This is a genomic window from Pseudoxanthomonas indica, assembly GCF_900167565.1.
Classification (GTDB): domain Bacteria; phylum Pseudomonadota; class Gammaproteobacteria; order Xanthomonadales; family Xanthomonadaceae; genus Pseudoxanthomonas_A; species Pseudoxanthomonas_A indica.
The window spans coordinates 2,098,814-2,124,649 of the sequence record NZ_FUZV01000001.1 but is presented as its reverse complement, the minus strand read 5'-3'; the positions used below and the strand labels follow the sequence as shown (position 1 = coordinate 2,124,649).

The following is a 25,836-nucleotide window of genomic DNA, read 5'->3' as shown; positions in this document are numbered from 1 at the left end:
TGGGAGAAAGTGTCAGCGGGCCGCTTGCAGCCCGCGTGCGTGTCTGACAAAGCGTCGCAACAGTTTGCGGGCTTGCGGCGCCGCCGTCACGCCGCGCGCGATGGTGCCGGGGCAGCGGCCCTCGTTGCGCAGGTGATCGGCCCGCGCATGCACGTAACCGCGCATGTGGTGGGTGGCGAACTCGGGATGGAACTGCACGCCCCAGACGCGCTCGCGCCAGCGGAAGGCGTGGCAGTCATCCTGCTCCGAACGCGCCAGCACCGTCGCCCCTTCGGGCGGACGCAGCACGGTCTGCACATGGGTGGCGTGCGCGGCAAATTGAGTGGGCAGGCCCGCGAACAGCGGATCCTGTCCGGCGTGATCGTGCAAATCGATGGTCACCGTGCCGGATTCGCGCCCGGCCGGGTTGTAGGCCACTTCGCCGCCCAGCGCATGCGCCAGCAACTGGTGGCCGTAGCAGATGCCCAACACCGGCACGCCTTCGTGGGCGGCGCTGCGCAGCCAGTCGGCGCTGCGTTCGCTCCAGTCGGCGCGGTCGGTGACCATCGCCGCCGAGCCGGTGACGATGATTCCGGCAAAGCCTTCGCGCCGCGGCAGAGCGTCGCCCCGCTCGACATTGCTGACCACCGTTTCATCGGCTTCCAGTCCCGCGGCCACGCGTATCCAGTGCGGAAAGCCGCCATAGCGCCGCATCGAGGCGACCGGCTGGCCGGTCTCGACAATTAGAAAAGGCACTTTGGCGTGGGTGTCCACAGGCGGGAAACGAAGATGGGGCGGGAGCTTCGCCCGTATACTAGCCCGCTTTTCCGCAGTGCACGATAAGCCGATGGCCGCCACCCCCGCACCGACCGTCACCTTCCAGGGCCTGATCCAGACCCTGAACCAGTATTGGGCCGCCCAGGGCTGCGTGCTGATCCAGCCGCTGGACCTGGAAGTGGGCGCTGGCACTTTCCATCCGGCCACCTTCCTGCGTGCGCTCGGCCCGGAGCCGTGGAATGCCGCCTACGTGCAGCCCAGCCGTCGCCCCACCGACGGCCGCTACGGCGAGAACCCCAATCGCCTGCAGCGCTACTACCAGTACCAGGTGGTGATGAAGCCCAACCCCGACAACATCCAGGAGCTGTATCTGGAATCGTTGAAGGCGCTGGGCATCGATCCGCGCGTGCATGACCTGCGCTTCGTCGAAGACAACTGGGAATCGCCGACCCTGGGCGCCTGGGGCCTGGGCTGGGAAGTCTGGCTCAACGGCATGGAGGTCACCCAGTTCACCTACTTCCAGCAGGCCGGTGGCCTGGAGTGCCGGCCGGTGCTGGGCGAGATCACCTACGGCCTGGAACGACTCTGCATGTACCTGCAGAACTGCGACAACGTCTACGACCTGATCTGGACGGTCGGTCCGCAGGGCCCGGTGACCTACGGCGATGTCTACCACCAGAACGAGGTGGAACAGAGCACCTACAACTTCGAATACGCCGACGTGGCCGAGCTGTTCCATCGCTTCGACGCCTGCGAAGCCGAGGCGCTGAAGCTGGTGGACGCCAACCTGCCGCTGCCGGCCTACGAGCAGGTCTGCAAGGCTTCGCACAGCTTCAATCTGCTGGATGCACGCCGGGCGATTTCGGTGACCGAACGCCAGCGCTACATCCTGCGCGTGCGCAAGCTGGCGCAGGCGGTGGCCGAGGCCTACCACGCACAACGCGAGAAGCTGGGTTTCCCGGGTCTGAAGAAGGCAGGCGTCTGATCATGAGCGAACAAAAATCCCTGCTGATCGAACTGGGCACCGAAGAACTGCCGGTCAAGGCGCTGCCCGGCCTGGCGCAGGCGTTCTTCGACGGCGTGATCACTGCGCTGGAAAAGCGCGGCGTCGGTTTCCAGCGCGGCGACGCCAAGCCGCTGTACACCCCGCGTCGCCTGGCGGTGCTGCTACCCGCGGTGGACGTGGAGCAGCCGGAGCAGAAGTCCGAAGTGCTGGGCCCGTATCTGAACATCGCGCTGGACGCCAACGGCGAACCGACCAAGGCGTTGCAGGGGTTTGCCAGCAAGGCCGGCATCGACTGGCAGCAGCTGGAACGCACCACCGACGGCAAGGGCGAGCGTTTCGTCCATCGTGCGACCAAGCCGGGCGCGCGCACCGCGGAACTGCTGCCCGAGGTGATCAGCGAAGCGCTGGCCGGCATGCCGATTCCCAAGCCGATGCGCTGGGGCGATCACGACTACGCCTTTGCCCGTCCGGTGCATTGGCTGGTGGTGTTGCTGGGCAAGGATGTGGTGGACGCCGGCGTGCTCGGCGTGCGCAGTGATCGCATGAGCCGCGGCCATCGCTTCGAGCACGACAAGCCGGTGTGGATCGGTAATCCCGGTGAGTACGTCGACGCGCTGCGCGCCAGCAAGGTGCTGGTGGACGCCGAAGAGCGCCGCGCGCGCGTCGTCGCCGAAGTGCAGCAGGCCGCGGCCAAGGCCGGTGGTTCGGCGCGCATCACCGATGACAATCTGGAACAGGTCGTGTGCCTGACCGAATGGCCGAGCGCAGTGCTGTGCAGTTTCGAGGTGGCGTTCCTGGCGGTGCCGCAGGAAGCGTTGATCGAGACGATGGAGATCAACCAGAAGTTCTTCCCGGTGCTCAACGACGGCGGCAAGTTGACCGAGCACTTCATCGGCATCGCCAATATCGAGTCGCAGAACGTGGCCGAAGTGCGCAAGGGCTACGAGCGCGTGATTCGCCCGCGCTTCTCTGATGCCAAGTTCTTCTTCGATGAAGATCTCAAGCAGGGCCTGGTCGCGATGGGCGATGGCCTGAAGACCGTCACCTACCAGGCCAAGCTGGGCAGCGTCGCCGACAAGGTCGCGCGCGTGGCGGCGCTGGCCGAACACATCGCCCCGCTGGTCGGCGCCGATGCCGCGCAGGCGCGTCGCGCCGCCGAACTGTCGAAGAATGACCTGCAATCACGCATGGTCAACGAGTTCCCGGAACTGCAAGGCATCGCCGGTCGCCATTACGCCAAGGCCGCCGGCGAAGACAGCGGCATCGCCCTGGCCATCGACGAGGCCTACCAGCCGCGTTTCGCCGGCGATGACATCGCGCTGTCGCCGCTGGGCAAGGTGCTGGCGATTGCCGAGCGCCTGGACACGCTGGCCGGCGGCTTTGCCGCAGGCTTGAAGCCGACCGGCAACAAGGACCCGTTTGCGCTGCGGCGCAATGCGCTGGGACTGGCGCGGACGATCATCGAGAGTGGCTTCAATCTGGATCTGCGCGCGTTGCTGGCCCGTGCCAACGCCGGCTTTGCCGAGCGCAACGTGCAGGCGGATGCGAGCGAGCTGTTCGATTTCATCCTCGATCGTCTGCGCGGCTACTACACCGACAAGGGCGTACCGGCCACGCATTTCAATGCAGTGGCCGAACTCAAGCCCGCGTCCCTGTACGACTTCGACACCCGCCTGGATGCGATTGGCACCTTTGCGACGCTGCCGGAGGCCGAGGCTCTGGCTGCAGCCAACAAGCGCATCAACAACATCCTGAAGAAGGCCGACATCGCCATTCCCGCCGGCGAAGATCGCGCACTGCTCAGCGAACCGGCCGAGAGCGCATTGGCCGAGGCGGTGGAAGCGGCGTTGGGCGACACCGACGAGGCGCTGCACAAGCACGACTACGTGCGCGTGCTCAATCGCCTGGCCCTGCTGCGCCCGCAGGTGGATGCGTTCTTCGACAACGTGATGGTCAATGCCGAAGACCCGGCCATCCGCGCCAACCGCCTGGCCCTGCTCAAGCGGCTGGCGGATCGCTTCCGCGCCGTGGCGGCCATCGAGCATCTGTCCGCCTGATCGCATGACGGCGATCACGCTGCTCACCGCCCACGGCGGTGGGCGGCAGTGAGACGGCTCATCCTTATCTGACCTTAACCAGAAAATCCCTGTGCCGGGTATCCTGCCCGACATGCCAAGGACGCCCCCCCACGCCCTCCTGCTCCTGATCCTGCTCCTCGCCTGCCCCGGCCTGGCCCGGGCCGCGGCGACGATCGACAAGGTGCAGATCGAGGGTATCGAAGACGAGTTGATGGTGGAGAACATCAACGTCGCCCTCTCCCTGAACGACGTGCTCGGCGATCGCCTGGGCGAATCCCGCCTGGAGTACCTGCTCGGCGAAGCCGAAGCGCAGACCCGCGAGGCGCTCGAACCGTTCGGTTACTACACGCCCACCATCAAGGTGGATGCGCGCCGCAGCGGCGCCACCGAGGACGAACGCGTCACCGTGGTGATCCAGATCGCGCTCGGCGAGCCGGTGCGGGTGCGCCGTTCCAGCATCAGCATCGATGGCGAGGGCCACGAGGATCGCTATCTCAAGGAAGACCTGGCCGACTTCGCGCCGCGCGTGGGCGAGATCTTCGACCACACCACCTACGAGGCCAGCAAGCTGAAGATCGTGCGGCGCCTGGCGGATCGTGGTTACTTCGATGCCGACTTCACCCAGCGCAAGGTCGAGGTGACACGCGCCGAGCATGCGGCCGATGTCGATCTGGCCTGGGTCAGTGGCATCCGCTACGACATGGGGCCGACCACCTTCCACCAGACCTACTTCGTCGATGGCCTGCTCGACAAACTGGTGTACTGGGAAGAAGGCAGCTATTTCCACCAGGGCAAGCTGGATCGCCTGCGCGAATCGCTGCTCGGCCTGGACTACTTCGCCAACATCGACATCCAGGCCAATCCAGACAAGGCGGTGGACGGCCAGGTGCCCATCGACGTCAATCTGAGCCTGGCCAAGCGCACGCTCTACACCGCCGGTGTCAGCTACGGCAGCGAGAGCGGACCGGGTATCCGGCTGGGCCTGGATCGGCGCTACATCAACTCGCGTGGGCACAAGCTATCCACCCAGCTGGACTATGCGACCAAGCGCAAGATCCTGACCTCGCAATACCGCATCCCCGCCTTCAAATGGCTGGATGGCTGGTTCGCCATCGGCCTGCAGGCCAGCGACGAACAGACCGACTACATCGATCTGCGCCACGTCGAATTCTTCGCCAGCCGCAGCGGCCAGATCACCGAGGACTGGACCGCGGTGGCGTCGATTCACACCCTGCGCGAGCGCTGGGCTTACTACGACGAGTCCGAGGTCGATGATCAAGGCAACCTGGTCAACCTCTACCGCTATGCCACCTTCACCTACCCGCAATTGAAGGCCGACTACCTCAATGCACCGGTGGGCTCCAATCGTCCCGACAAGCTGGCCGGCTCGGTAGTGTTGCGCGGTGGCGTGGAAGGCGCCGGCAGCGATGCCAACTTCGCCCAGTTGCACATCCGCGCGCGCTGGTCGCGCGAGTTCGGTCGCAACAGCGCGTTGATCTTCCGCGGCGAGGTCGGCCACACGTATACCAACGCGCTGGTGGACATGCCGCCTTCACTGCGCTTCTTCGCCGGCGGCGACGGCAGCATCCGCGGCTATGCCTGGCGCGAAGTGGGGCCGCGCAGCGGCGACTACGCGTTGGGCGCCAAGAACGTGGTGACCGGCAGCGCCGAGTACGAGTGGTATCCCAACAGCGGTCAGTTCGGCGGCGCGGTGTTTGTCGACACCGGCAGCGCGTTCAACAGCTACAAGGCCTCGTCCAGTACCGAAGAAGGGGTGACCTCGTTCGACGGCGACGACGATGGATCGTTCAACCTGCGCACCGGCATCGGCATCGGTCTGCGCTGGCGCTCGCCGGTGGGTCCGGTGCGGCTGGACATCGCGCATGGCCTGAACGATCCCGACTCGCAGTTCCAGATTTACCTCAACATCGGCACCAGCCTATGAGCCGCCGCGAAGAAGCCATCACGCCGGAAGAGCGCGAAGCGCGTATCGCCGAACTGCGCACGCGTCGACGCGCACGCATGCGCAAGTTGGCGGTGCGCGGCGCCATCGGCAGCGCGGTGCTGCTGGTGCTGGTGCTGATTGCCGCGTACTGGCTGCTGCAGACCGTGGCTGGCCGTGACGTGCTGCTGGCGCAGATCGTGGCGCGGCTGCCGGCCAATTCGTCCTTCACCTACAAGCAGGTGGACGGCCCGATCGCCGGTCCGTTGACCCTGCGCGGCGTGGATTTCCGCTGGGACAAAATCCACTTCACCGCCGATCGCGTCTATCTGGATCCGGATCTGCGCCCGCTGCTGGGCCGTCGTCTGCGCCTGGATGCGCTGGAGATCCAGGGCGCGATGCTCGACATCCCCGAGAGCGAGGAACCGTTCGAGCTGCCAAGCTGGCCCGAGTCGTTGCCGGCCATCGAGATGCCCATCGCGATCCAGGCTGATTCCCTGGTGATTGATGGCTTTGTAGTGAAGCAGTCCGGCGAGTCGATGATCAACGTGCGGCGCGCGCGCGGCGGCATCGATATTGGCAATGGCTATTTCCATGCCAGCAAGCTGGCCGTCGACAGCGACCGCGGCGACTTCCGTGTGCATGGCGGCTACGCCCCGCGCAATGACTATCTGACCGACGTGGTGGTCACGGCCGTGTTCCCGGCGCCGCTGGGCAAGTCACCGGCGCGTCTGGGCCTGGTCGCGCGCGGCAACGTCGACAAGATGGACCTGGGCATCGGTGGCAACGCACCGGCGCCGTTGCGGGTGGCGGTGTCCATCCGCGGCAGCAAGGAGCCCACCTGGCGCTTCAGCGGCCGCACCGAATTGCTCGACCTGCAGGCGCTTGCGCTGACCGTGGACAGCCTCCCGCTGATCTTCGACCTGCGCGCCGATGGCGCACGCGGTGAAGCGCGTCTGCAGGGTCGCGTCGCGCAGGGCGATCTCTCGGTGGTGATAGATCCTTCGCACGTGGCGCTGAAGAATGATGTATTGACCGTGCAACCGCTGGTGGTACGCGCCTTCGAAGGCGTCACCACCCTGCGCGGCACCGCCGACTTCACCGATCGCGAGAATCCGCAGTTCAAGTTCGCGGTCAACGCGCGCGGTCTGCGTTGGGGTGAGAACGCCGACACCGCCATCAGCGGCGATGCGGATCTGGGCGTGGCCGGACAACTCAAGGCGTGGGCGGCCAATGGCAAGGCGCGGCTGGCGCGCGCCGATGATCGCGCCAGCGTGGAGTTCCGCGCCAGTGGCGATGATCAACGCGCCAGCATCCAGTCGCTGCAGGCGAAGATGCCGACCGGCACGCTCGACGCCAGCGGCGAGGTGGCCTGGACGCCGCTGCTGGACTGGGACGTCAAGGCCAAGCTGGCCGGCTTTGATCCGGGCTATTTCCTGGCCGACTGGGACGGCAATCTGTCCGGCGAGTTCAGCAGCAAGGGCCAGGCGCGCGAGACCGAAGGTTTCGATGCCACGCTGGACCTGCCGCGCCTGACCGGTCGCCTGCGTGGGCGTCCGGTGGATGCACGTGGCAAGTTCGCCCTGCATGGCAATGACGGTGACGGCGAGCTGGCAATGACCCTGGGCGGCAGCCGCGTGCAGGCCAAGGGCCGTGTCGGCGACACGCTGGCCATCGACGCTGCGCTCAGTCCGCTGCATTTGAACGACCTCGCGCCGAATGGCAGCGGTACTTTGACCGGCACGCTCAAACTCACCGGTGCGCGCACCGCGCCCAACATCGATGCCAACCTCACTGGCAATGCGCTGCGCTGGGACGACTACAGCGCCGGGCAGCTGAGCCTGCGCGGTCGCCTGCCCTGGCGCAACGGCAATGGCGAACTGGCGGTACGCGCCAGCGCGGTCAACGTGGGCATGGTGCTGGACGAACTGCGCCTGGATGCACGCGGCGCGGTCGAGAACCTGCGCGTGGATGGCAATGCACGCAACGACATGGGCGCGGTCGCGCTGTCCGGCACCGCGCAACGCCGTGGCGAGAACTGGCAAGGCACGCTCGATACCCTGCGCATTGCGCCCTCCAAGGGCGGACCGTGGAGCCTGCGCGAGTCCGCGCGTTTCAGCCAGCGCGGCAGCAACTGGACCCTCAGCGATGCCTGCCTGGCGGCTTCCAGTGGCGATACGCTGTGTGCGCGCGCGGATTGGCCAAGACAAGGGCTGGTGGTGCATGCCGATGCGCTGCCGCTGACCTTGATCCATCCGTGGCTGCCCGAGAACAGCGGTCGCCCGATCACTTTGCGCGGCGTGGTCGCCATCGACGCCAACCTGCGGCCGCGCGGCAAGGCCTTCGAGGGCAAGATCCACATCGCCTCGCTGGAAGGCGGCTTGAAGCTCGGCAACAACGCGCGCGGCGAGTTGATTGTCTACGACAACTTCACCTTCGATGCCGACTTCAATCCGCAGCGCATCCATGCGCGCCTGGGCACCGGCTTCAAGGGCAACGGCTATGTCGATGCCACCGTCGATACCGGTTGGGACGAGTTCTCGCCGTTGAAGGGCGATCTGTACTTCCACAATTCGCGTCTGTTCTGGCTGGAACTGTTCTCGCCGGATCTGGTGCGCCCGCGTGGACAGCTGGCGGGCCATATCGGCCTGGCCGGCACGCGTGGCCGGCCGGCATTAAGTGGCGAGGCCGACCTGACCGAATTCACCGGCGAACTGCCGTCGCTGGGCATCACCCTGTCCGAAGGCACGGTGCGCCTGGTCGCGCTGGCCGACGGCAGCGCCAGCATCAACGGAACGGTCAAGTCCGGCGAAGGCGTGTTGAAAGTCGACGGCAGCCTGGGCTGGAACAACGACACCACGCCGCTGCGGTTCAATGTGTCGGGCAACAACGTGATGGTCGCCAATACGCCCGACCTGAAAGCCATCGCATCACCGAACATCCAGGTGGGCTTTGCCGACAACACCATCCAGGTGCGCGGCAACGTGACCGTGCCGTCGGCGACCATCAATGTCGAGAAGCTCGACGACGGCGTGTCCGCGTCCGAAGACGTGGTGGTGCTGGACCCGGCCGATCCGGAGCGCGCGCCCAGCTCACGCCTGGACCTGGATCTGGGCATCGCCCTGGGTGACGCAGTGGCACTGACCGGCTATGGCCTGGAAGGCACGATCACCGGCCAGATGCAGGTGCGCTCACGCCCGGGTCGCGACATGGTCGCTACTGGCCGACTGGATGTGGACGGTCGCTACGAGGCTTATGGCCAGAAACTGGTGATCACCCGCGGCGAACTGACCTGGAGCAACAACGAGGTCAGTGATCCGCGCATCAACATCCGCGCCCAGCGCGAGGTGGTCAGCGCCAATGTCACCGCGGGCATCGATGTGACTGGCCGCGCCAGCGCACCGCGCGCCAAGGTCTGGTCGGATCCGGCTTCGTCCGAATCCGAGGCCCTGTCGTACCTGGTCCTGGGTCGTCCGCTGGGCTCGACCAGCACCGACGAATCGCAGCGCATCAACGCGGCCTCGTCGGCTTTGTCGGCCGGCGCCGGTCTGCTCGCCTCGCAGCTGGGCGCCAAGATAGGTCTGGATGATGCCGGCGTGCTGGAATCGCGCACGCTCGGTGGTTCGGTGTTTGGCGTGGGCAAGTACCTCTCGCCCAAGTTGTACGTGAGCTATGGCGTGTCCATGGTCGGCGCCGGCTCGGTGGTCACGCTGAAGTACCTGCTGCGCAAGGGCTTCGATGCGGAAATCGAGTCCAGTACCATCGAGACTCGCGGTTCCATCAACTGGCGCAAGGAAAAATAAGCCACGCGCCATCACACAAAGGGGACGTGTATGGGCAGGAAGTTGCAGGGAAGTGCCGGCGCGCTGTCGGCAGCGATGGTGACAGGGGCGATGGTGTTGACGATGGGATTGGCCGGCACGGCGTGGGCCGGTACGGCGCTGCCGGACGGGCCGCATATTTCGGTGTCCGGCGAAGGCAAGGTAAGTGCGAAGCCGGATCAAGTCCGCCTGGTCTTCGAGTTCGAGAGTCGAAACGCCCAGGTACTGCCTGCCAAGCAGAGCGTCGACAACGCCGTCAACAAAGTGCTGGCCTTGCTGCCGGGATTCGGAATCGAGGATGCCGATGTCACCGCCAGCGAACTCAGCGCCTCGGAAGACATCGACTACAGCAATAGCGGCAGGCGCATCAGCAACGGTTACGAGGCTTCGCGTCGCGTGACCGTGGTGCTCAAGGACATCGGCCGGGTGAACCAGTTGATCGATGCCGGCCTGGCCGCAGGCGCCAGCGGGTTTGGCGGTGTGGATTTTGAATCCTCGCAAGCCGAACAGCTGCGCGAGCAGGCGCGTGCCATGGCGGCGGAAAATGCACGCAGCAAGGCCAGTGCCAGCGTCAAGCACTTTGGCGCCACGCTGGGTCCGATCTACAGCATTGGCAGCGTCAATTCGCAAAGTCCCGATCGCTATGGCGCGACCTTGGATGCCGTTACGGTCTCGGGATCCCGTCGCCGTTCGGAAGGCGTGTACCTGCGACCCAGCGTTGAGTTCGTCGAGACCGTGCAGGTGGTGTTCGACGTGAAGCGCTGATGGCCAGGACGTCCGCCGCGTCTTCGCTGCTGGCCCGGCGCCTGGCAACGCAAGGCGTCAGCCAGTCGCTGGGCGGTAGCGTGCTGGAAAGCGTGCGTCACCTGCTCGCTGTGCAGGCGCAAGATCACTACGCCTCGCTGTGGGCGCTGGGATTGCGCACGCGCGACGCGGACGAAGCCACCGTGGAGCGCGCCGTACGCGATCGCCTGATCGTCCGCAGCTGGCCGATGCGCGGCACTCTGCATCTGGTCGCCGCCGAAGACCTGCGCTGGATGCTGTCGTTGATGGCTGCGCGCATCATTGGCCTGGACCGCGCCCGCATCGAGCGCGATTTCGGACTGCACGAACAGGCCCTGGGGCGGTGTCGAGACGCTGTCGTTCGCGTACTGGAGGGCGGACGTGCATTGTCGCGGCCGACCCTGTACGCCGCTCTGGCCGCGCGCGGCATCGACATCGCCGGCCCGCGCGGCTTGCAGATCCTCGGCCGACTCGCGCATGAGGGATTGATCTGCCAGGGCCCGCGCGAAGGCAAACAACCTACCTTCGTGCTGCTGGATGAGTGGCTGGCGCCGCAGCCGACGCTGGATCGCGACGAAGCCCTGGCCATGCTCGCGCGCCGCTATGTCGCCGGCCACGGTCCGGCCAGCGTGCGGGATCTGGCCTGGTGGTCGGGCCTGACCTTGAGCGATGCCCAGCGCGCGTGGGATCTGGCGAGATCTGATCTGGAAACGCTGCAGCACGACGGGGTCGAGTATGCCTTCGTCGAACGCGGTCTGGCCGAAGCCAAACCCGCTATCTACCTGTTGCCCGCCTTCGATGAATACCTGGTCGGTTATGCGGATCGCGCACCGATGATCCCGCCACAGCATCATCGCCGCGTGGTCTGCGCCAATGGCCTGTTCAATCCCACGGTGATCATCGGCGGCCGCGTGGCGGCGACCTGGAAGCGCGAGCTGCGCAAGGATCGCGTCGACATCACCCTCGCGCCACTGCGCGCTCTCAACGCCAGCGAGCGCAAGGCCATCGCCCGCGCCGCCAGGGACTATGGCCGCTTCCTCGGCCTGCCCGTTCAGCTCGACACCTGATCGCCCACACCATCACGCAACGGCGCACAAGTATCCAAGGCGCAATTGCCGCGCTGGTTGCGGGCCGCTAAGGTCGCAGGCTGACTCGCCTACGGAAAACGCCGCCGATGACTTCGCGCACTCCGCTTTCACTGCTTGCCCTGGGCATCGCCCTGGCCCTGCCCGCCCATGCCTACGAAGGCATGTGGATGCCCTCGCAGTTGCCGGAGTTGGCCAAGCCGCTGCGCGAGGCCGGCTTTGAAGGCGATCCCGCAAGCCTGGCGGATCTGACCCGGCCGCCGCTCAATGCGGTGGTCAAGGTGGGCGGCGCCACCGGCGCGTTTGTTTCGCCCGATGGCCTGGTGTTGACCAACCACCACGTGGCTTACGGGGTGATCCAGTACAACTCCAAGCCGGAGAAGAACCTCATCGACGAGGGTTACACGGCAGCGGATCGCGCCAGCGAACTGCCGGCCAATCCGGACTATCGCGTGCTGGTCACGGTCGGCTTCGATCGCGTCACCGATCAGGTGCTGCAGGCGGCGCAGGGCAAGACCGGCCGCGCCTACTACGATGCGGTGGAAGCCACCAACAAGCGCATCGTCAGCGAGTGCGAGCAGGAAGCCGGCATGCGCTGCAGCGTGGCAACGATGTACTACGGCGCCGACTTCTACCGCATCAAGCAACTGGAACTGCGCGACATCCGCCTGGTCTACGCACCGCCGCGCGCCATCGGCAACTACGGCGACGAAATCGACAACTTCATGTGGCCGCGCCACACCGGCGACTTCACCCTGCTGCGCGCCTACGTGGGCAAGGATGGCAAGCCGGCCGCGTACAGCCCGGACAACGTGCCCTACCGCGCACCCGCACATCTGCAGATCGCCACCGATGGCCCGAAGGAAGGCGACTTCGCCATGCTCGCCGGTTATCCGGGCGTGACCTATCGCCACCGCTTCGCCAGCGAGTTCAAGGAGCGCATCGAGTGGGGCCTGCCCGCTTCGGTGGAAGTGCTCAATGACTTGATCGACATCGTGCAGCAGCGCGGCAAGACCGATCCTGCCGCCGGCGTGAAGTACGCCAGCCAACTGTCCAGCCTGAAGAACAGCAGCAAGCGTTTCAGCGGCGAGCTGGAAGGCCTGCGCCGCTCCAACGCCATCCAGGTGCGCGCCGATGCGCAGCAGGCGATGTATGCCTGGCTGGCCAAGTCCGGTGGCGATGCCAAGGCCACCCGCGCCAACATCGACCAGGCGCAGGCTCTGCTGGATGGCGCCAGCGCCATGCGCGAGCGCGATCTGCTGCTCAACCTGCTGCCGCTGCAGACCCAGTTGTTCAAGACCGCGCTGACCGCGCAGCGTTGGGCGCAGGAGCGCGGCAAGCCGGATGCCCAGCGCGAATCCGGTTACCAGGATCGCGATCTCGCCTTGATCGAAGGCCAGTTCAAGCAGGTGCAGCGTCGCTACGACGCCGGCATGGAGCGCGCCCTGCTGACCGAACTGCTGGGCCGCTACCAGAAGCTCCCCGATGCGCAGCGCCTGCCCGAGTTCGACGCTGCGTTTGGTCGCGACGCCGCCAGCCTGGCGGCGACGCTGGAGCGGGTTTACTCCGGCACCCGGTTGGGCGACGAAGCTACCCGATTGGCCTTGCTGAAAGCCGATCCCGCGACGATTCAGCAGTCGGACGATCCCCTGCTGGCCCTGGCCGCGCAGCTGCAGCCGGCGTTCCTGCGCAAGGAAGAGCAAGGCAAGCAGCGCGAAGGTGATCTGCTGCGCCTGCGCCCGGCCTACATGCAGGCGTTGATGGGTTACTACCGCAGCCAGGGCCGCTCGATCTTTCCGGATGCCAACAGCACGCTGCGCGTCAGCTATGGCACGGTGGAAGCGCTGCATCCACGCGACAGCGTGACCTACTCGCCGGTGACCACGGTAGCCGGCATCGTCGAGAAGAACACCGGCGTGGTTCCGTTCGACGCACCCAAGCCCTTGCTGGCCGCGATCGCCAAGGGCGACTTCGGCAGCACCGCCGATCCCGTGTTGAAGACGCAGACGGTCAACTTCCTGACCAACCTGGACACCACCGGCGGCAACTCCGGCTCACCGGTGTTGAATGCGCGCGGCGAGTTGATTGGCCTGAACTTCGACAGCAACTGGGAATCGGTGAGCGCGAGCTGGATGTTCGACCCGCGCTACAAGCGCGCCGTGCACGTGGACATGCGCTACCTGCGCTGGTTGCTGGCCAAGGTACAGCCGGCGCCGCAGCTGCTCAAGGAATTGAATCTGCCGGCGGAGTAAGCCGGCAAACGGCAGAGGAGCGGCATCAGCTGCTCCCAGCTGTTGCGTCAGGCAAGCAGAATCTCGCGCAGGAATGCATCAAGACGATCATCCAGCGGCTCACGCGCCGGTATTCGCGGGTGGTTCGCTTCCATCATCGCCAGTTCGCGTTCGATGTACGCGCTGATCTCCGGAATGCGCGGTCCATCCTCCACTTCGCGACTGACGCGCTTGACCGCCAGCAGGGCATCGATTGCGTCGCGCAACGATCCGATGGGCAGCAAGCGATCAAGCAGATCCTCGAACGCCATGGGTGGCGGCAGGCTCTCCTGTTCGATCCAGCGGCAGGCGAGGATGGGCCGCAGCACGTACAGGTATTTCTTGGTGCGGATTCGCTCGCCGCGCAGATAGCCGCGGAAGTTCAACTTGGCCATGCTGTGGTAGTGGTGCCAGGCCGCGACGCGCGAGTAGCAGGCCTCGGCAAGCTCATGCAGTCGCGGTGCAATCTTCTCGTCGCTGCGGTAGACGATGGGCGAGCGCAGCCACTCCGACAGAGTCGGGTTGGACTTGGCCAGAAGCCTCAGCGCCTTGCGCAGATCCCAGCCGCTGACATCCAGCTCCGAATCGATTGGCAGTTCGATGACATCGCGTTGCGGCTGCCCGGGGCCAGTGCGTTCATTGACCGAGAGATACCAGGGCAACGAATGCACATAGACGAAGCGGGCATCGTAGTCGCTATCGGGCGATGAGAAGCCCCAGCCACGGCTGCCGGATTCGCACGCAAACACGATGCGCACGTCATGCCTTTGCTCTATGCCATCCAGGGCCGATTGCACGGCTGCCCGCATCTCGGGTGCGATGGGGTGGATATCCGGATTCTCGATGTTCATGCCTTCCCTGGAACGACGCGCGTGCTGCGCGCTTACAGCATAGCGTTCACGCCACCTGTGCGCGTCTGGCGCGCGTCAGGTGCACCAGCAGCAGCGAGATGGCGGCGGGCGTCATGCCCGGAATCCGCTGCGCCTGGCCCACCGTCTGCGGCTGCACGCGGCTGAGTTTCTGCTGCGCTTCGGCGGACAGGCCATGCACGCCGGCAAAGTCGAAACCTTCCGGTATGGGCGTGGCTTCGTTGCGCTGCTGGCGTTCGATTTCCTCGCGCTGGCGATCCAGATAGCCGGCGTACTTGACGCCAATCTCGACCTGCTCTGCCACCTTGGCGTCGTCGACAGCGGGGCCGAAGGACGGCACCTGCATCAACTGGGCGTAATCCAGTTCCGGTCGCTTGATCAGATCCAGAACGTTGGTCTCGCGGCTTACCGCCACGCCCAGGGTGGCCTCCAGATCGCGGCCGAGCGCGTTGTTGGGCGTGGCCCAGAGCGCGCGCAGGCGATCGGTTTCGCGGCTCACCGCTTCGCGCTTGGCGCTGAAGCGCTGCCAGCGATCCTCGTCCACCAGGCCCAGTTCGCGACCGGTTTCGGTCAGGCGCAGGTCGGCGTTGTCCTCGCGCAGCTGCAGCCGGTACTCGGCGCGGCTGGTGAACATGCGGTACGGCTCGTTGGTGCCGTGGGTGATCAGATCATCGATCAGCACACCGATATAGGCCTCATCGCGACGCGGCGACCAGGCCGGCTGGCCCTGTACATGGCGGGCGGCGTTGAGGCCGGCGATCAGGCCCTGCGCGGCGGCTTCCTCGTAACCGGTGGTGCCGTTGATCTGGCCGGCGAAGAACAGGCCGGACACCGCCTTGGTTTCCAGCGAAGCCTTGAGGCCGCGCGGATCGAAGAAGTCGTATTCGATCGCGTAACCGGCGCGGGTGATATGCGCCTGCTCGAAACCGCGGATGCTGCGCACCAGATCCAGCTGCACGTCGAACGGCAGCGAGGTGGAGATGCCGTTGGGATAGATCTCCACCACCTCCAGGCCTTCGGGCTCGACGAAAATCTGGTGGCTGGCCTTTTCGGCGAAGCGCACCACCTTGTCCTCGATCGACGGGCAATAGCGCGGGCCGATGCCTTCGATCTGGCCGGTGTACAGCGGCGATCGATGCAGCGCATTGCGGATGATCTCGTGGGTGCGCTCGCTGGTGTGGGTGATCCAGCACGACACCTGCGCCGGGTGATCGGCCACCTCGCCCAGGAACGACATCACCGGCATCGGCGTGTCGCCGGGCTGCTCTTCCATCACCGAGTAATCGAGCGTGCGGCCATCGATGCGCGGCGGCGTGCCGGTCTTCAGGCGATCCACCACGAAGCGGCCTTCGCGCAGCTTGTGCGCCAGCGCGGTCGCCGGCGGATCGCCGGCGCGGCCAGCGGCGTATTGGGTTTCGCCGACATGGATCTTGCCGGCCAGGAAGGTGCCCGCGGTCAGCACCACGGCCTGGGCATGGAAGCGCAGGCCGGTCTGGGTGACGGCGCCGCGCACGACTTCGCCTTCCAGAATCAGGTCATCGACTGCCGACTGGAACACGGTGAGGTTGGGCTGGGCTTCGACGGCGTGGCGGATGGCCAGGCGATAGAGAGTGCGGTCGGCCTGGCAGCGGGTGGCGCGCACGGCCGGCCCCTTGGATGCATTCAAGGTGCGCCACTGGATGCCGGCGCGATCGGCGGCACGCGCCATGACCCCGCCCAGGGCATCGATCTCCTTGACCAGGTGGCCCTTGCCGATGCCGCCGATGGCCGGGTTGCAGCTCATCGCGCCGACGGTTTCGACGTTGTGGGTCAACAGCAGTGTGCGCGCGCCGGCGCGGGCCGAGGCCAGCGCGGCTTCGGTGCCGGCGTGGCCGCCGCCAATGATGATGACGTCGTAGCGGTAAAAGTCCTGGCTCATGTTCTTTGGGACAAGGTCTCTTGGCCTGCGGCCATGTCAGCGGGGCGCCGGTTCCGGACCGGTCGCCAAAGTTGGCACGCTTCCTGCGATATCTCCGAGGCACCCGATGTGGCAAGCGACAGGGGCGTGGGCTGGGATTGGAACAGGGGCCAGCCATGCGCACTTCGGGGATGCCGGGCCGGTAGTCGGGGGACTACCGGCTCTTTTTTTGTGCGCGAAGGATACCGCGCCCGGCATGAAAAAGCCCGGCAAGGCCGGGCTTGGGTGTTGCTGGAACTAGGCGCCGACGTCCGGCAGGGACCGGAACAGGGGGGATCCAGAAAGCCCCACCGGACGTCGACATTGAACCTTCATTGCGAGTCACGTCAGAAAGCGACGCAACCGGTCAACTCTGGTTCGAGTTTGCCGACAGCCGGTTGGCGGGGCCCCGATCAGTCCTCCAGAACCTTGGCCCGGCCACCTCCGCGTGGCGGATAGGCCCGCGGAGCCGGGGCGTTGCCGCCGGTGGCGCGCGACGGGGACGACGAGCGCGGCATCGACTGCGGGCTGGTGTAGCTGCGCGGCACCGCCGGGTTTGCGGAGTTGGTCCGGGTGCTCGGCGGACGCTGGTAGCGCGGCCGACCCTGGTTGTACTGCTGGCTGTTCTGCTGGCTCGGCGGCGGCGCCTGCCCAGGCACCATCGGATGCTGGCCGGATTCCCGCCACGCGCCGCGGGTGGGATCGCGCCAGGGCGCCGGACGGTTGCCGCCCGGACCGCTGCCCGGCGGATTGGGCCGGTCATGGTCGCCGTTGTGGCCGTGGCCCGGACGCGGCGGTGGATGGTGCGGGCGGTAGTACGGATAGTTGGGGCCGTAGTAGCCGTAGTAGGGATTGCCATAGCCGTAGCGGTACGGGCTGTAGTAACCGCCGCCGTAGTAGCCACCGTAACCGCCATAGGGAACGCCGTAGTTGTAGCCCCCGATATAGCGAACCTGCGGTCGGCCCTGATAGTAGCCGCCCGGTCCGCTGGCGCCTGGCTGTTCGTAAGTCGCGCAGCCGCCCAGGGCGGTCGCAGCGAGAGCAGCAGTGAGCAACAGTCTGAGTTTCATCGGATTCCCCTGTGGATTTCCACGCAGGCAGCTTCGGGCTAAAGCGTTGAATCCGTGCTTAATTCAGCCTGAGGCCTGGCGCGCTCTTTACCCGGCATTGTGACTCAGAAGACAGCAGCGAACGCCTCACTATGCGTTAACCTTTTCGCATGCCGGACTCCACCCCTACGTTCGACGACATCCTCGCCGCTGCCGCACGGATTGCGCCCCACGCCCACACCACCCCGGTGTTGCACTCGCGCGAGCTCGATGCAATGGCCGGTTGCACGCTGCTGTTCAAGGCCGAACCCTTGCAGCGCGGCGGCGCTTTCAAGTTCCGCGGCGCCTGCAATGCGGTGTGGGCCTTGTCCGACGAGGCCGCCCGGCGAGGCGTCGTCACCCATTCTTCCGGCAACCATGGCGCCGCCCTGGCCCTGGCCGCACACACGCGCGGCATCGCCTGCCACGTGGTGGCGCCTGACGGCGCTGTCGCCACCAAGCTGGCGGCCATCGCCCGCTACGGCGCCGTGCTGCACCGCTGCGAAGCGAACACGGCGGCGCGCGAAGCGGCCTGTGCGCGCTTGCAGACCGACACCGGCGCCAGTCTGGTTCATCCGTTCACCGATCCCTACGTGATGGCCGGTCAAGGCACCGCCGTGCTCGAACTGCACAACGCCCAGGGTCCGCTGGATACCGTGATTACCCCGGTAGGCGGCGGCGGTCTGTTGGCCGGCAGCGCGATTGCCATGGCCACGCTGGCCCCCGACTGCGCTGTGTTCGGCGCCGAGCCACAAGGCGCCGACGATGCCGCACGCTCGCTGGCTGCTGGCGAGCGCCTGCCGGATTTCGTGCCCGATACGATATGCGATGGTCTGCGTACGCCGGTGGGCGTGCCCAATTTTGCCGTCCTGCAGCGACACAAAGTGCAGGTGCTGGTCGCCGATGACCGCGAAACCATCGCGGCCATGCGCCTGGTGTGGCAATGCCTGAAGCTGGTGGTCGAGCCTTCCTCGGCGGTCGCACTGGCGGTGCTGCTCAAGCATCGCGAGCGCTTTGCCGGCCAGCGTGTGGGGCTGGTCCTGTCCGGCGGCAATGTGGATCTGGATGCCCTGCCGTGGAGCCACACATGAGCAGCCGTGTCCGTCGCCGCCGACGCACCGGCGCCTGGGGTTGGCTATGGCGAATCCTGCTGGTGCTGCTGCTGTGGTTGGTCGGCGTCGCCGCCTACATCGTCTGGGTGGGCAACCGCGACCAAGCGGCACCGGCCGACGTGATCATCGTGCTGGGTGCGGCGGCCTACGACGCCAAGCCCTCGCCGGTATTCGAGGAACGCATCCGCCACGGCATTGACCTGTACAAGCGGGGCCTGGCCAGCACGCTGATCTTTACCGGTGGCTACGGTGGCCTGGGCGCACGTTTCTCCGAAGCCCAGGTGGGCCGGCGCTATGCGCTGAAACAAGGCGTGCCGGAAAAGGCCATCCTGATTGAATCGGTATCGCGCAACACCCACGAGAACCTGCGCCAGGCCGCGGCATTGATGCAGACCCATGATCTGCACCGCGCCATCGTGGTCAGCGATCCGCTGCACATGGCACGTGCGCTGCGCATCAGCGCGGAATTGGGCATCCCGGCGGTGGGCTCGCCAACGCCGACCACGCGTTTCCGAACGTTTGCCACGCGCTGGCGTTTCCTGCTGGCCGAGGTCTACTTCTTCCATCGCGACCGCCTGCCACAGGCGCGGTGAAAGCAGGCGCGGAGTATTATCCAGCGCATCGCGGCAGGCACCGACGGGGGACTCGCATGAAGATCGACGGTAACCGCAAGCAGGATCGCGCCACCGAGCTGGTGCTCACCTACTACGCCGCGTTCAATCGCGGTGACTGGGACGGCATGCTGGCGCTGCTCAGTGACGACGTCGCGCACGATCTCAACCAGGGCGCGCGTGAAATGGGCCGCGAGGCCTTTGCCGCCTTCCTGGCGCGGATGGACGGCAGCTACCGCGAACAGTTGCGCGACATCGTGGTGCTGGCCTCGCTGGATGGCGATCGCGCCGCGGCCGAGTACGTGGTGCATGGCCAATACCTGCGCAGCGATGAAGGCCTGCCGCCCGCCCAGGGCCAGACCTATGTCCTGCCTGGCGGGGCCTTCTTCGATATCCGCGACGACCGCATCGCGCGGGTGAGCAACTACTACAACCTGCAGGACTGGATCCGCCAGGTCGGCGGCTGACGGTTCAATCGCCCTTGCGGCGGATCGGGATGCGCGACAGCGGCACGCTGGCGATCTCCTCGCCGCCCTGGCGTATCGGCGCACCGGGTTCGGGCGCCCAGGCGTGGGCGTAGATCACTTCCCAGGTGCTCGGCAGCTTGCCATCGGCGCCACGCATGGGTTCGTAGGCGTCGGCAGCGCGTTCGAAGCGACGCCGGCCAGTGAGCGAATGCCGGCGCGACTGCAAGGCGTTGGTGGCGCCCATCGCACGCAGCTCGCGCATCAGCGCGGGCAGGTCCGGATAGGTCAGGGTGAAGCGATCGCGATCCAGCACCGGATCGCGGAAACCGGACATCAGCAAGGCATCGCCAAACTGCGCGATGGGCGTAAAGCGGCTGACATGCGGCGCGTCATCGGCATCGGCAAAGGCCTCGCGCAATTCCTGCAGGGTTTCCGGGCCGAAGGTGGAGCACAACAGCAGGCCGCCGGGTTTGAGCGCGCGGCGGAAGCCGGCAAACACCGCCGGCAGATCATCCATCCACTGCAGGCAGAGATTGGAGAAGATCACGTCGACGCTGGCTTCGGCCAGCGGCAGCGCGCGGGCATCGGCGCAGACGCGCGCGAACGGCTTCCACCAGCCCGCGCGTTTGCCGGCCTGGGCCAGCATGGGCAGCGACAGATCCAGCGCCACCACCTGCGCCTTGGGCCAGCGCTTGCGCATGGCGGCAGCGGCATGGCCAGGGCCGCTGCCCACATCCAGCACGACGCCAGGAGCGCGTTCGCCCAGGTAGTCCAGCGATTCCAGCAGACGTTTTTCCACCTCGTGCTGGAGCACGGCGGCGGCATCGTAGCTGGCGGCGGAGCGCGAGAAGGCGCGGCGGATATGGCGCGGGTCGAATTCGGACTTCATCGTGGGGCTATTTTGACTGATTGACCGACGCCGCACAGCGTGTGGCCGCGACGATGCCGCCGCTCAAGGCGACAGCGGCGCGACCTCGGGATGCAGGGTGCGCACGAATTCCAGCAGCTCGCGCGCCACCTCATCGGCGTGGCCCAGGAACGGCGCATGGCCGCCACCGCGGATGTCCAGGTGATGACTCCACGGCGCCAGCGCGGCGGCATCGCGCATGCCCGCGGGCGACACCAGGCGATCGCGCTGGCCAGAAATCCACAGGCTGGGCACGCGAAGATCGGCCAGATCGGCGCGCAAGTCGCAGGTTTCGAGCAGATGCAGGCCTTGCTGCAAGGCCTCGGCATCGGGCTCGCCGCGCGCGTACAAGGTCTGCTTGAGGCTGCGCAGTTCTTCGCGCGCGTGGCTGGAGCCAATCGTATCCAGCGCCAGGAAACGCTCGAGCGTGCCGCGAAAGTCTCGCTGCAGATCCTGCCCGAACTGGTGGAAGACACTGCTTTCCACCGCGTGCGGCCAGTCGTGCGCGCGCACGAAGCGCGGAGTGGCGGCAATCAGCGCAACGCCCTGCACCTGATCCGACAGCAGCGCCGCGCGCAGCGCGAACAGGCCACCCAGCGACCAGCCCAACCAGATGGCCGCAGGCACCTGCGCAAGCAGTTCGCGCGCGCACGCATCCAATTGCAGGGAAGGATGTGGATCCCGGCTCTGTCCATGCCCCGGCAGATCCACGCAATACAGCGTGCAGCGATCCGCCAGCCGTTCCACCAGCGGCGCGAACACGCCGCCGTGCAGGGCCCAGCCATGAATCAGTACCAGCGCCGGGCCCCGCCCGGTAACTTCGATATGCAACGTCATGACATCTCAGGCGGCGCCGCGGATGCGACGAATCGCCTCCCAGGATCGCGCCAGCACTTCCACCAGCGCATCGACCTGCTGCGGCGAATGCAAAGCGGTCAGGGTAATGCGCAGGCGCGCCTTGCCTTCCGGCACGGTGGGTGGCCGGATCGCCGGCACCCAGAAGCCCGCGCTTTCCAGCGCCGATGCCAACGCCAGCGCATTGGCTTCCTCGCCACACAAGACCGGCTGGATGGGCGTGTCCGAGGCCATCAACTCCAGGCCGCGCCCCTGCGCCGTGCTGCGGAAACGATCGATCAGGGTCTGCAGTTTCTCGCGCCGCCAATGATCGCGCTGCGCATGTTTGACCGCCACCCGCGTGGCAGCCGCCTGCGCCGGCGGCAGGGCGGTGGTGTAGAGATAGGGACGCGCGGTTTCCGACAGATGCTGGATCAAGGCATCGCTGCCGACCACCACGGCGCCATAGCCGCCCAGCGCCTTGCCCAGCGTCACCAGTTGCAGCGGTACTTCTTCCACGCCCATGCGCGCTTCGGCCACGCTGCCGCGGCCATCCGGGCCACGCACGCCTACGCCATGCGCGTCATCCACGTACAGCAAGGCCTGCTGCATGCGCGCCACCAGGCTCAGCGCGCGCAAGGGCGCCACATCGCCATCCATGCTGAAAACTCCGTCCGTGGCCAGCATCGCCGCGCCCTCGGGCGACTGCTTGAGCTGGCGCAACGCGCCTTCCGGATCCAGATGCGGGTATCGCCGCAACTTGCAGCCGGCCAGACGCGAGGCGTCAATCAGGCTGGCGTGGTTGAGCCGGTCCTGCACGCAGACGTCGCCGTCTTCCAGCAGTGCCTGCTGCACCGCCAGATTGGCCATGAAGCCGCTGCCAAACAGCAGCGCGCGCGGATAGCCGAGCCATTGCGCGATGTCCTTTTCCAGGCCGTCGTGCGCCGCGCCGTGGCCACTGATCAGATGCGATGCGCCCGCACCCGCGCCATCGCGCCCGGCGCCGTCCTGCAAGGCACTCACCACTTCGAACTGTTGTGACAGGCCGAGGTAATCATTGCCGGCGAACTCGGTGAGCCAGCGGCCATTGACCTCGACCTTGACGCCGTCGCGGCGGGTCACGGTGCGCCGCACGCGCGCACGGCCTTGGGCGGTGCGCAGCTTGCGCTGGCTCAGGATGCGTTCGAGCAGATCGGGACGGTTCACGGCACGTGGCCTCGGCGAGTGTCAGGGCGGGACAGCGGCATTGCGCCGCAGCCGGATGCACGCCGACGCCAAAAGCGCTGCGCGATGCGCAACGCCGGGCGTACTTTCGTGCTTCCCCCTGGGCTCAACCGACTACGCCGCCCGACCGCAGCAGGTGGCCGGTTCGGTGATGTCGGCATGCACCGTAGCGCTGCCGAGCACATCGTTTCTGTGACCGGCTGCGGCCTTTGCTTCCTGCACCGGCATGGGGCGCAGGCCCAACCGGGCGAACAGGGCCAGATCGCGCTCGGTGTCGGGATTGCCGGTGGTGAGCAGCTTTTCCCCGTAGAAGATGGAGTTGGCACCGGCAGCGAAGCACAGCGCCTGCAGCTCGTCGCTCATCGACTCGCGTCCGGCCGACAGCCGCACCATCGAACGCGGCATGGTGATGCGGGCGACGGCAATCGTGCGGACGAATTCGAACGAGTCCAGTTCGGTGGTGCCGTGCAGCGGCGTACCCGCCACCTGCACCAGCCGGTTGATCGGCACCGAGTCCGGGTGCGCCGGCAGGTTGGCCAGCGCCTGCAGCAGTCCCGCGCGTTGCCCGCGCGATTCGCCCATGCCGACGATGCCGCCGCAGCAGGTTTTCATGCCGGCCTCGCGCACGTGTTCCAGCGTGTCCAGACGATCCTGGTAGTCGCGGGTGTGGATGATGTCGCCGTAGAACTCCGGCGCCGTATCCAGGTTGTGGTTGTAGTAATCCAGGCCGGCATCCTTGAGCGCCAGCGCCTGCTGGCCACTGAGCATGCCCAGGGTGGCGCAGGTTTCCAGGCCCAGCGCTTTGACCTCGCGGATCATCTCGGCCACCTTGGGGATGTCGCGTTCCTTGGGCGAACGCCAGGCTGCGCCCATGCAGAAGCGCGAGGCGCCCGCGGCCTTGGCCTGCCTGGCCCGGGCCAGCACTTCTTCGGTGTCCATCAGCTTCTGCGCGGTCACGCCGGTGTCGTAGCGCTGCGCCTGCGGGCAATACGCGCAATCCTCGGGACAGCCGCCGGTCTTGACCGACAGCAGGGTCGAGACCTGCACTTCGCCGGCAACGAAATGGCGACGATGGATGTCGGCGGCACGGAACAGCAGCTCCGGCAGCGGCAGGTCGAACAGCGCCAGCAGTTCATCGCGCTGCCAGTCATGGCGCGGTTCGGCGGAGGCAATGTGAGCGGACATGGGCGAGATCGCTGAATAAAGTCTGGAAGTCTGAAAACCGCCGGCGGCTCTGTCAACCACATGGAAGCTTCGAAAGTTGACGGCTGGTTGCGCCAGCTCGGGCGCGGTCTGTTGGTCGCGCGCTGCCTGATTTGCGCCGAACTGGGCGCAAACGGCCTCGATATATGCGTCAACTGTCGTCAAAACCTGCCAGTCAATTTGACCGCATGCGCGCGTTGCGCGCTGCCCCTGCCGAATCCGGGCGTCTGTGGCAGTTGCCAGCAGCAAGTCCCGTCGCTGGATCGCTGCCACGCCGCCTTCGTCTACAGTTTTCCCTTGGACCGGCTGGTGCCACGCCTGAAGTTCCATCGCGACCTGGCGGCCGGTCGCTTGCTGGCAGACCTCCTGACCGAGTCGGTGGCCTCGGCACAACTGCCTCGCCCCGCAGCACTGGTGCCGGTGCCCCTGCATGCCGGACGCCTGCGCCAGCGCGGCTACGACCAGGCGCTGGAACTGGCGCGGCCATTGGCGCGTCGGCTGAAACTGTCGCTGCGCGCCGACGGACTGCGACGTACACGCGCCACCGCGGCGCAGTCCGAGCTGGACGCCGGACAACGCCAGCGCAACCTGCAGCAGGCATTTGCAGCGGTCGGCCCCCTACCCGCCCATGTCGCCCTGATCGACGATGTCATGACCACCGGCGCCACGCTTTATGCGGCAGCTGCGGCGTTGCGCCGCGCCGGCGTGCAACGCGTCGATGCCTGGGTGTGTGCGCGTGTGCCTTGAGCGGCGTCAGGAACCCAGTGCGTAGTGGGCGGCGATGCCGACGAAGATCGCTGCACCCACCCAGTTGTTGTGCAGAAAGGCGCGGAAGCACGCTTGGCGATCACGGTGGCGGACCATCACGAATTCCCACGCCACGAACACGGCAGCGATTCCCAGGCCAATCCAGTAGTACAAACCAAGTCCGGCCTGCTTGCCGACCAGCGCCAGGGCCAGCAGCACCAACGTGTACAGCACGCCCTGGATGAGCAGGTCCAGGTCACCGAACAGGATCGCGGTCGATTTGGAACCGGCGCGCAGATCATCTTCGCGATCGACCATGGCGTACCAGGTGTCGTAGGCCGTGGCCCAGAGGATGTTGGCGCCATACAGCACCCAGCCCACCGGCGGCACATGGCCCTGCACGGCCGCGAACGCCATTGGAATGCCCCAGCCGAAGGCCAGGCCCAGGTAGACCTGCGGCAGGTGGGTATAGCGCTTGAGGTAGGGATAGCTGGCAGCCAGGAACAGGCCGACAAAGCTCAACATGATGGTCAGGCGATTGAGCGTCAGCACCAGCGCAAACGCGACGATCATCAGCACCGCGAACACCAGCAACGCCTCGCGGCCACTGACCGCGCCGGTCGCCAGGGGCCGGCCGCGCGTGCGTTCCACCTGCGGGTCCAGCCAGCGATCGGCGTAGTCGTTGATCACGCAGCCGGCCGAGCGCGTCAGCCAGACGCCCGCGGTGAACACGAACAGCACCCACCCCCCCGGCACGCCGCCAGTCGCCAGCCACAGCGCCCACCAGGTCGGCCACAGCAGCAGCAACACGCCAATCGGGCGGTCGCCGCGAATCAGCTTCCAGTATTGGTTCAGTCGCTCCCGCCAGCGCGGCAGCGCGGGGCTCTCGTAGCGTTCGTATCCCATGGCCCGCCGATTTTAGCGTTGCCTCCCCGTCCGCGCGCCGATCTGGGGGAAAACAGCCGCTTCGGGTAAGCTATGCCGACTGCGCCCGTAGCTCAGCCGGATAGAGTAGTGGCTTCCGAAGCCATTGGTCGGGGGTTCGAATCCCTCCGGGCGCGCCAGCAGATTCAAAAGAAAACCCCGGCCTTGGCCGG

The 25,836-nt window shown here is 66.5% G+C and carries 20 protein-coding genes and 1 tRNA gene; 12 read left to right on the top strand and 9 right to left on the bottom strand.

The genetic code is table 11. The annotated features are described in order from the left end of the window. Nucleotides 1–12: 12 nt before the first annotated feature. On the bottom strand, nt 13–735 hold the full coding sequence (locus B5X78_RS09755; RefSeq protein WP_079724495.1) for a glutamine amidotransferase: 723 nt from the start codon (nt 733–735) through the stop codon (nt 13–15). 91 nt (nt 736–826) lie between these two features. Here B5X78_RS09755 and glyQ point away from each other — a divergent pair, with 91 nt between their 5' ends. From glyQ to B5X78_RS09720, 7 genes are all read left to right on the top strand, one after another. Then, on the top strand, nt 827–1,741 hold the full coding sequence (gene glyQ, locus B5X78_RS09750) for a glycine--tRNA ligase subunit alpha (RefSeq protein ID WP_079724203.1): 915 nt from the start codon (nt 827–829) through the stop codon (nt 1,739–1,741). 2 nt (nt 1,742–1,743) lie between these two features. After that, nucleotides 1,744–3,819, top strand: coding sequence for a glycine--tRNA ligase subunit beta (glyS, locus tag B5X78_RS09745; RefSeq protein WP_079724202.1), 2,076 nt, complete (start codon nt 1,744–1,746; stop codon nt 3,817–3,819). Nucleotides 3,820–3,931: 112 nt separating this feature from the next. Next, the gene (locus B5X78_RS09740) at nt 3,932–5,785 is read left to right on the top strand and encodes an autotransporter assembly complex protein TamA (RefSeq protein WP_079724201.1); all 1,854 of its coding nucleotides are present in this window, start codon (nt 3,932–3,934) and stop codon (nt 5,783–5,785) included. Then, a complete protein-coding gene (locus B5X78_RS09735; RefSeq protein WP_079724200.1) occupies nt 5,782–9,585 on the top strand; it encodes a translocation/assembly module TamB domain-containing protein in 3,804 nt (1,267 codons plus the stop codon). Before B5X78_RS09740 ends, B5X78_RS09735 begins: the two co-directional genes overlap by 4 nt. Before the next feature lie 30 nt (nt 9,586–9,615). Further along, entirely contained in the window at nt 9,616–10,368 is a 753-nt protein-coding gene (locus tag B5X78_RS09730) for an SIMPL domain-containing protein (RefSeq protein ID WP_079724199.1), read from the top strand. After that, on the top strand, nt 10,368–11,453 hold the full coding sequence (locus B5X78_RS09725) for a winged helix DNA-binding domain-containing protein (protein ID WP_079724198.1): 1,086 nt from the start codon (nt 10,368–10,370) through the stop codon (nt 11,451–11,453). Before B5X78_RS09730 ends, B5X78_RS09725 begins: the two co-directional genes overlap by 1 nt. Nucleotides 11,454–11,560: 107 nt before the next feature. Then, nucleotides 11,561–13,723: a S46 family peptidase gene (locus tag B5X78_RS09720; RefSeq protein ID WP_079724197.1), complete on the top strand. Its 2,163-nt coding sequence runs from the start codon at nt 11,561–11,563 to the stop codon at nt 13,721–13,723. Between the two features lie 47 nt (nt 13,724–13,770). Here the strand turns inward: B5X78_RS09720 and B5X78_RS09715 are convergent, their stop codons facing one another. The 3 genes from B5X78_RS09715 to B5X78_RS09705 all read right to left on the bottom strand — a co-directional run bounded on the left by B5X78_RS09715 (nt 13,771) and on the right by B5X78_RS09705 (nt 17,616). After that, nucleotides 13,771–14,592 carry a nucleotidyltransferase domain-containing protein gene (locus tag B5X78_RS09715; protein WP_079724196.1) on the bottom strand — a complete coding sequence of 274 codons (822 nt, stop codon included), beginning with the start codon at nt 14,590–14,592 and terminating at the stop codon, nt 13,771–13,773. Nucleotides 14,593–14,638: 46 nt separating this feature from the next. Continuing rightward, a complete protein-coding gene (gene mnmG, locus B5X78_RS09710; protein WP_079724195.1) occupies nt 14,639–16,528 on the bottom strand; it encodes a tRNA uridine-5-carboxymethylaminomethyl(34) synthesis enzyme MnmG in 1,890 nt (629 codons plus the stop codon). Between the two features lie 431 nt (nt 16,529–16,959). Continuing rightward, a complete protein-coding gene (locus B5X78_RS09705; protein ID WP_176140816.1) occupies nt 16,960–17,616 on the bottom strand; it encodes a hypothetical protein in 657 nt (218 codons plus the stop codon). Nucleotides 17,617–17,765: 149 nt separating this feature from the next. Between B5X78_RS09705 and B5X78_RS09700 the strand changes: the two genes are divergently transcribed. From B5X78_RS09700 to B5X78_RS09690, 3 genes are read left to right on the top strand one after another with little or no spacing between them, the layout of a single operon-like run. After that, nucleotides 17,766–18,725, top strand: coding sequence for a pyridoxal-phosphate dependent enzyme (locus tag B5X78_RS09700; RefSeq protein ID WP_079724194.1), 960 nt, complete (start codon nt 17,766–17,768; stop codon nt 18,723–18,725). Next, on the top strand, nt 18,722–19,339 hold the full coding sequence (locus B5X78_RS09695; protein ID WP_079724193.1) for a YdcF family protein: 618 nt from the start codon (nt 18,722–18,724) through the stop codon (nt 19,337–19,339). The genes B5X78_RS09700 and B5X78_RS09695 overlap by 4 nt, the downstream gene beginning before the upstream one ends. Nucleotides 19,340–19,395: 56 nt before the next feature. Then, the gene (locus B5X78_RS09690; RefSeq protein ID WP_079724192.1) at nt 19,396–19,824 is read left to right on the top strand and encodes a ketosteroid isomerase-related protein; all 429 of its coding nucleotides are present in this window, start codon (nt 19,396–19,398) and stop codon (nt 19,822–19,824) included. Nucleotides 19,825–19,828: 4 nt separating this feature from the next. Here B5X78_RS09690 and bioC read toward each other — a convergent pair whose 3' ends face one another. The 4 genes from bioC to bioB all read right to left on the bottom strand — a co-directional run bounded on the left by bioC (nt 19,829) and on the right by bioB (nt 23,974). After that, nucleotides 19,829–20,713: a malonyl-ACP O-methyltransferase BioC gene (gene bioC / locus B5X78_RS09685; RefSeq protein ID WP_079724191.1), complete on the bottom strand. Its 885-nt coding sequence runs from the start codon at nt 20,711–20,713 to the stop codon at nt 19,829–19,831. Between the two features lie 63 nt (nt 20,714–20,776). Continuing rightward, entirely contained in the window at nt 20,777–21,562 is a 786-nt protein-coding gene (gene bioH / locus B5X78_RS09680) for a pimeloyl-ACP methyl ester esterase BioH (protein ID WP_079724494.1), read from the bottom strand. A 12-nt stretch (nt 21,563–21,574) separates the two neighbouring features. Continuing rightward, nucleotides 21,575–22,771, bottom strand: coding sequence for an 8-amino-7-oxononanoate synthase (gene bioF, locus B5X78_RS09675; protein ID WP_079724190.1), 1,197 nt, complete (start codon nt 22,769–22,771; stop codon nt 21,575–21,577). Nucleotides 22,772–22,903: 132 nt separating this feature from the next. Further along, nucleotides 22,904–23,974: a biotin synthase BioB gene (gene bioB, locus B5X78_RS09670; protein WP_079724189.1), complete on the bottom strand. Its 1,071-nt coding sequence runs from the start codon at nt 23,972–23,974 to the stop codon at nt 22,904–22,906. Between the two features lie 60 nt (nt 23,975–24,034). Here bioB and B5X78_RS09665 point away from each other — a divergent pair, with 60 nt between their 5' ends. Next, entirely contained in the window at nt 24,035–24,739 is a 705-nt protein-coding gene (locus tag B5X78_RS09665; protein WP_079724188.1) for a ComFC family protein, read from the top strand. A 6-nt stretch (nt 24,740–24,745) separates the two neighbouring features. On the opposite strand, the gene ubiA is transcribed toward B5X78_RS09665, so the two are convergent. Continuing rightward, the gene (gene ubiA / locus B5X78_RS09660; protein WP_079724187.1) at nt 24,746–25,645 is read right to left on the bottom strand and encodes a 4-hydroxybenzoate octaprenyltransferase; all 900 of its coding nucleotides are present in this window, start codon (nt 25,643–25,645) and stop codon (nt 24,746–24,748) included. An 81-nt stretch (nt 25,646–25,726) separates the two neighbouring features. On the opposite strand from ubiA, the gene B5X78_RS09655 reads away from it, so the two are divergent. Next, a tRNA-Arg gene (locus tag B5X78_RS09655) sits at nt 25,727–25,803 on the top strand. Nucleotides 25,804–25,836 lie beyond the last annotated feature (33 nt).

Coding starts and splice junctions, on each gene's coding strand:
- glyQ (WP_079724203.1), top strand. CDS start 827: ATGGCCGCCACCCCCGCACCGACCGTCACCTTCCAGGGCCTGATCCAG.
- glyS (WP_079724202.1), top strand. CDS start 1,744: ATGAGCGAACAAAAATCCCTGCTGATCGAACTGGGCACCGAAGAACTG.
- B5X78_RS09740 (WP_079724201.1), top strand. CDS start 3,932: ATGCCAAGGACGCCCCCCCACGCCCTCCTGCTCCTGATCCTGCTCCTC.
- B5X78_RS09735 (WP_079724200.1), top strand. CDS start 5,782: ATGAGCCGCCGCGAAGAAGCCATCACGCCGGAAGAGCGCGAAGCGCGT.
- B5X78_RS09730 (WP_079724199.1), top strand. CDS start 9,616: ATGGGCAGGAAGTTGCAGGGAAGTGCCGGCGCGCTGTCGGCAGCGATG.
- B5X78_RS09725 (WP_079724198.1), top strand. CDS start 10,368: ATGGCCAGGACGTCCGCCGCGTCTTCGCTGCTGGCCCGGCGCCTGGCA.
- B5X78_RS09720 (WP_079724197.1), top strand. CDS start 11,561: ATGACTTCGCGCACTCCGCTTTCACTGCTTGCCCTGGGCATCGCCCTG.
- B5X78_RS09715 (WP_079724196.1), bottom strand. CDS start 14,592: ATGAACATCGAGAATCCGGATATCCACCCCATCGCACCCGAGATGCGG.
- mnmG (WP_079724195.1), bottom strand. CDS start 16,528: ATGAGCCAGGACTTTTACCGCTACGACGTCATCATCATTGGCGGCGGC.
- B5X78_RS09705 (WP_176140816.1), bottom strand. CDS start 17,616: ATGAAACTCAGACTGTTGCTCACTGCTGCTCTCGCTGCGACCGCCCTG.
- B5X78_RS09700 (WP_079724194.1), top strand. CDS start 17,766: ATGCCGGACTCCACCCCTACGTTCGACGACATCCTCGCCGCTGCCGCA.
- B5X78_RS09695 (WP_079724193.1), top strand. CDS start 18,722: ATGAGCAGCCGTGTCCGTCGCCGCCGACGCACCGGCGCCTGGGGTTGG.
- B5X78_RS09690 (WP_079724192.1), top strand. CDS start 19,396: ATGAAGATCGACGGTAACCGCAAGCAGGATCGCGCCACCGAGCTGGTG.
- bioC (WP_079724191.1), bottom strand. CDS start 20,713: ATGAAGTCCGAATTCGACCCGCGCCATATCCGCCGCGCCTTCTCGCGC.
- bioB (WP_079724189.1), bottom strand. CDS start 23,974: ATGTCCGCTCACATTGCCTCCGCCGAACCGCGCCATGACTGGCAGCGC.
- B5X78_RS09665 (WP_079724188.1), top strand. CDS start 24,035: ATGGAAGCTTCGAAAGTTGACGGCTGGTTGCGCCAGCTCGGGCGCGGT.
- ubiA (WP_079724187.1), bottom strand. CDS start 25,645: ATGGGATACGAACGCTACGAGAGCCCCGCGCTGCCGCGCTGGCGGGAG.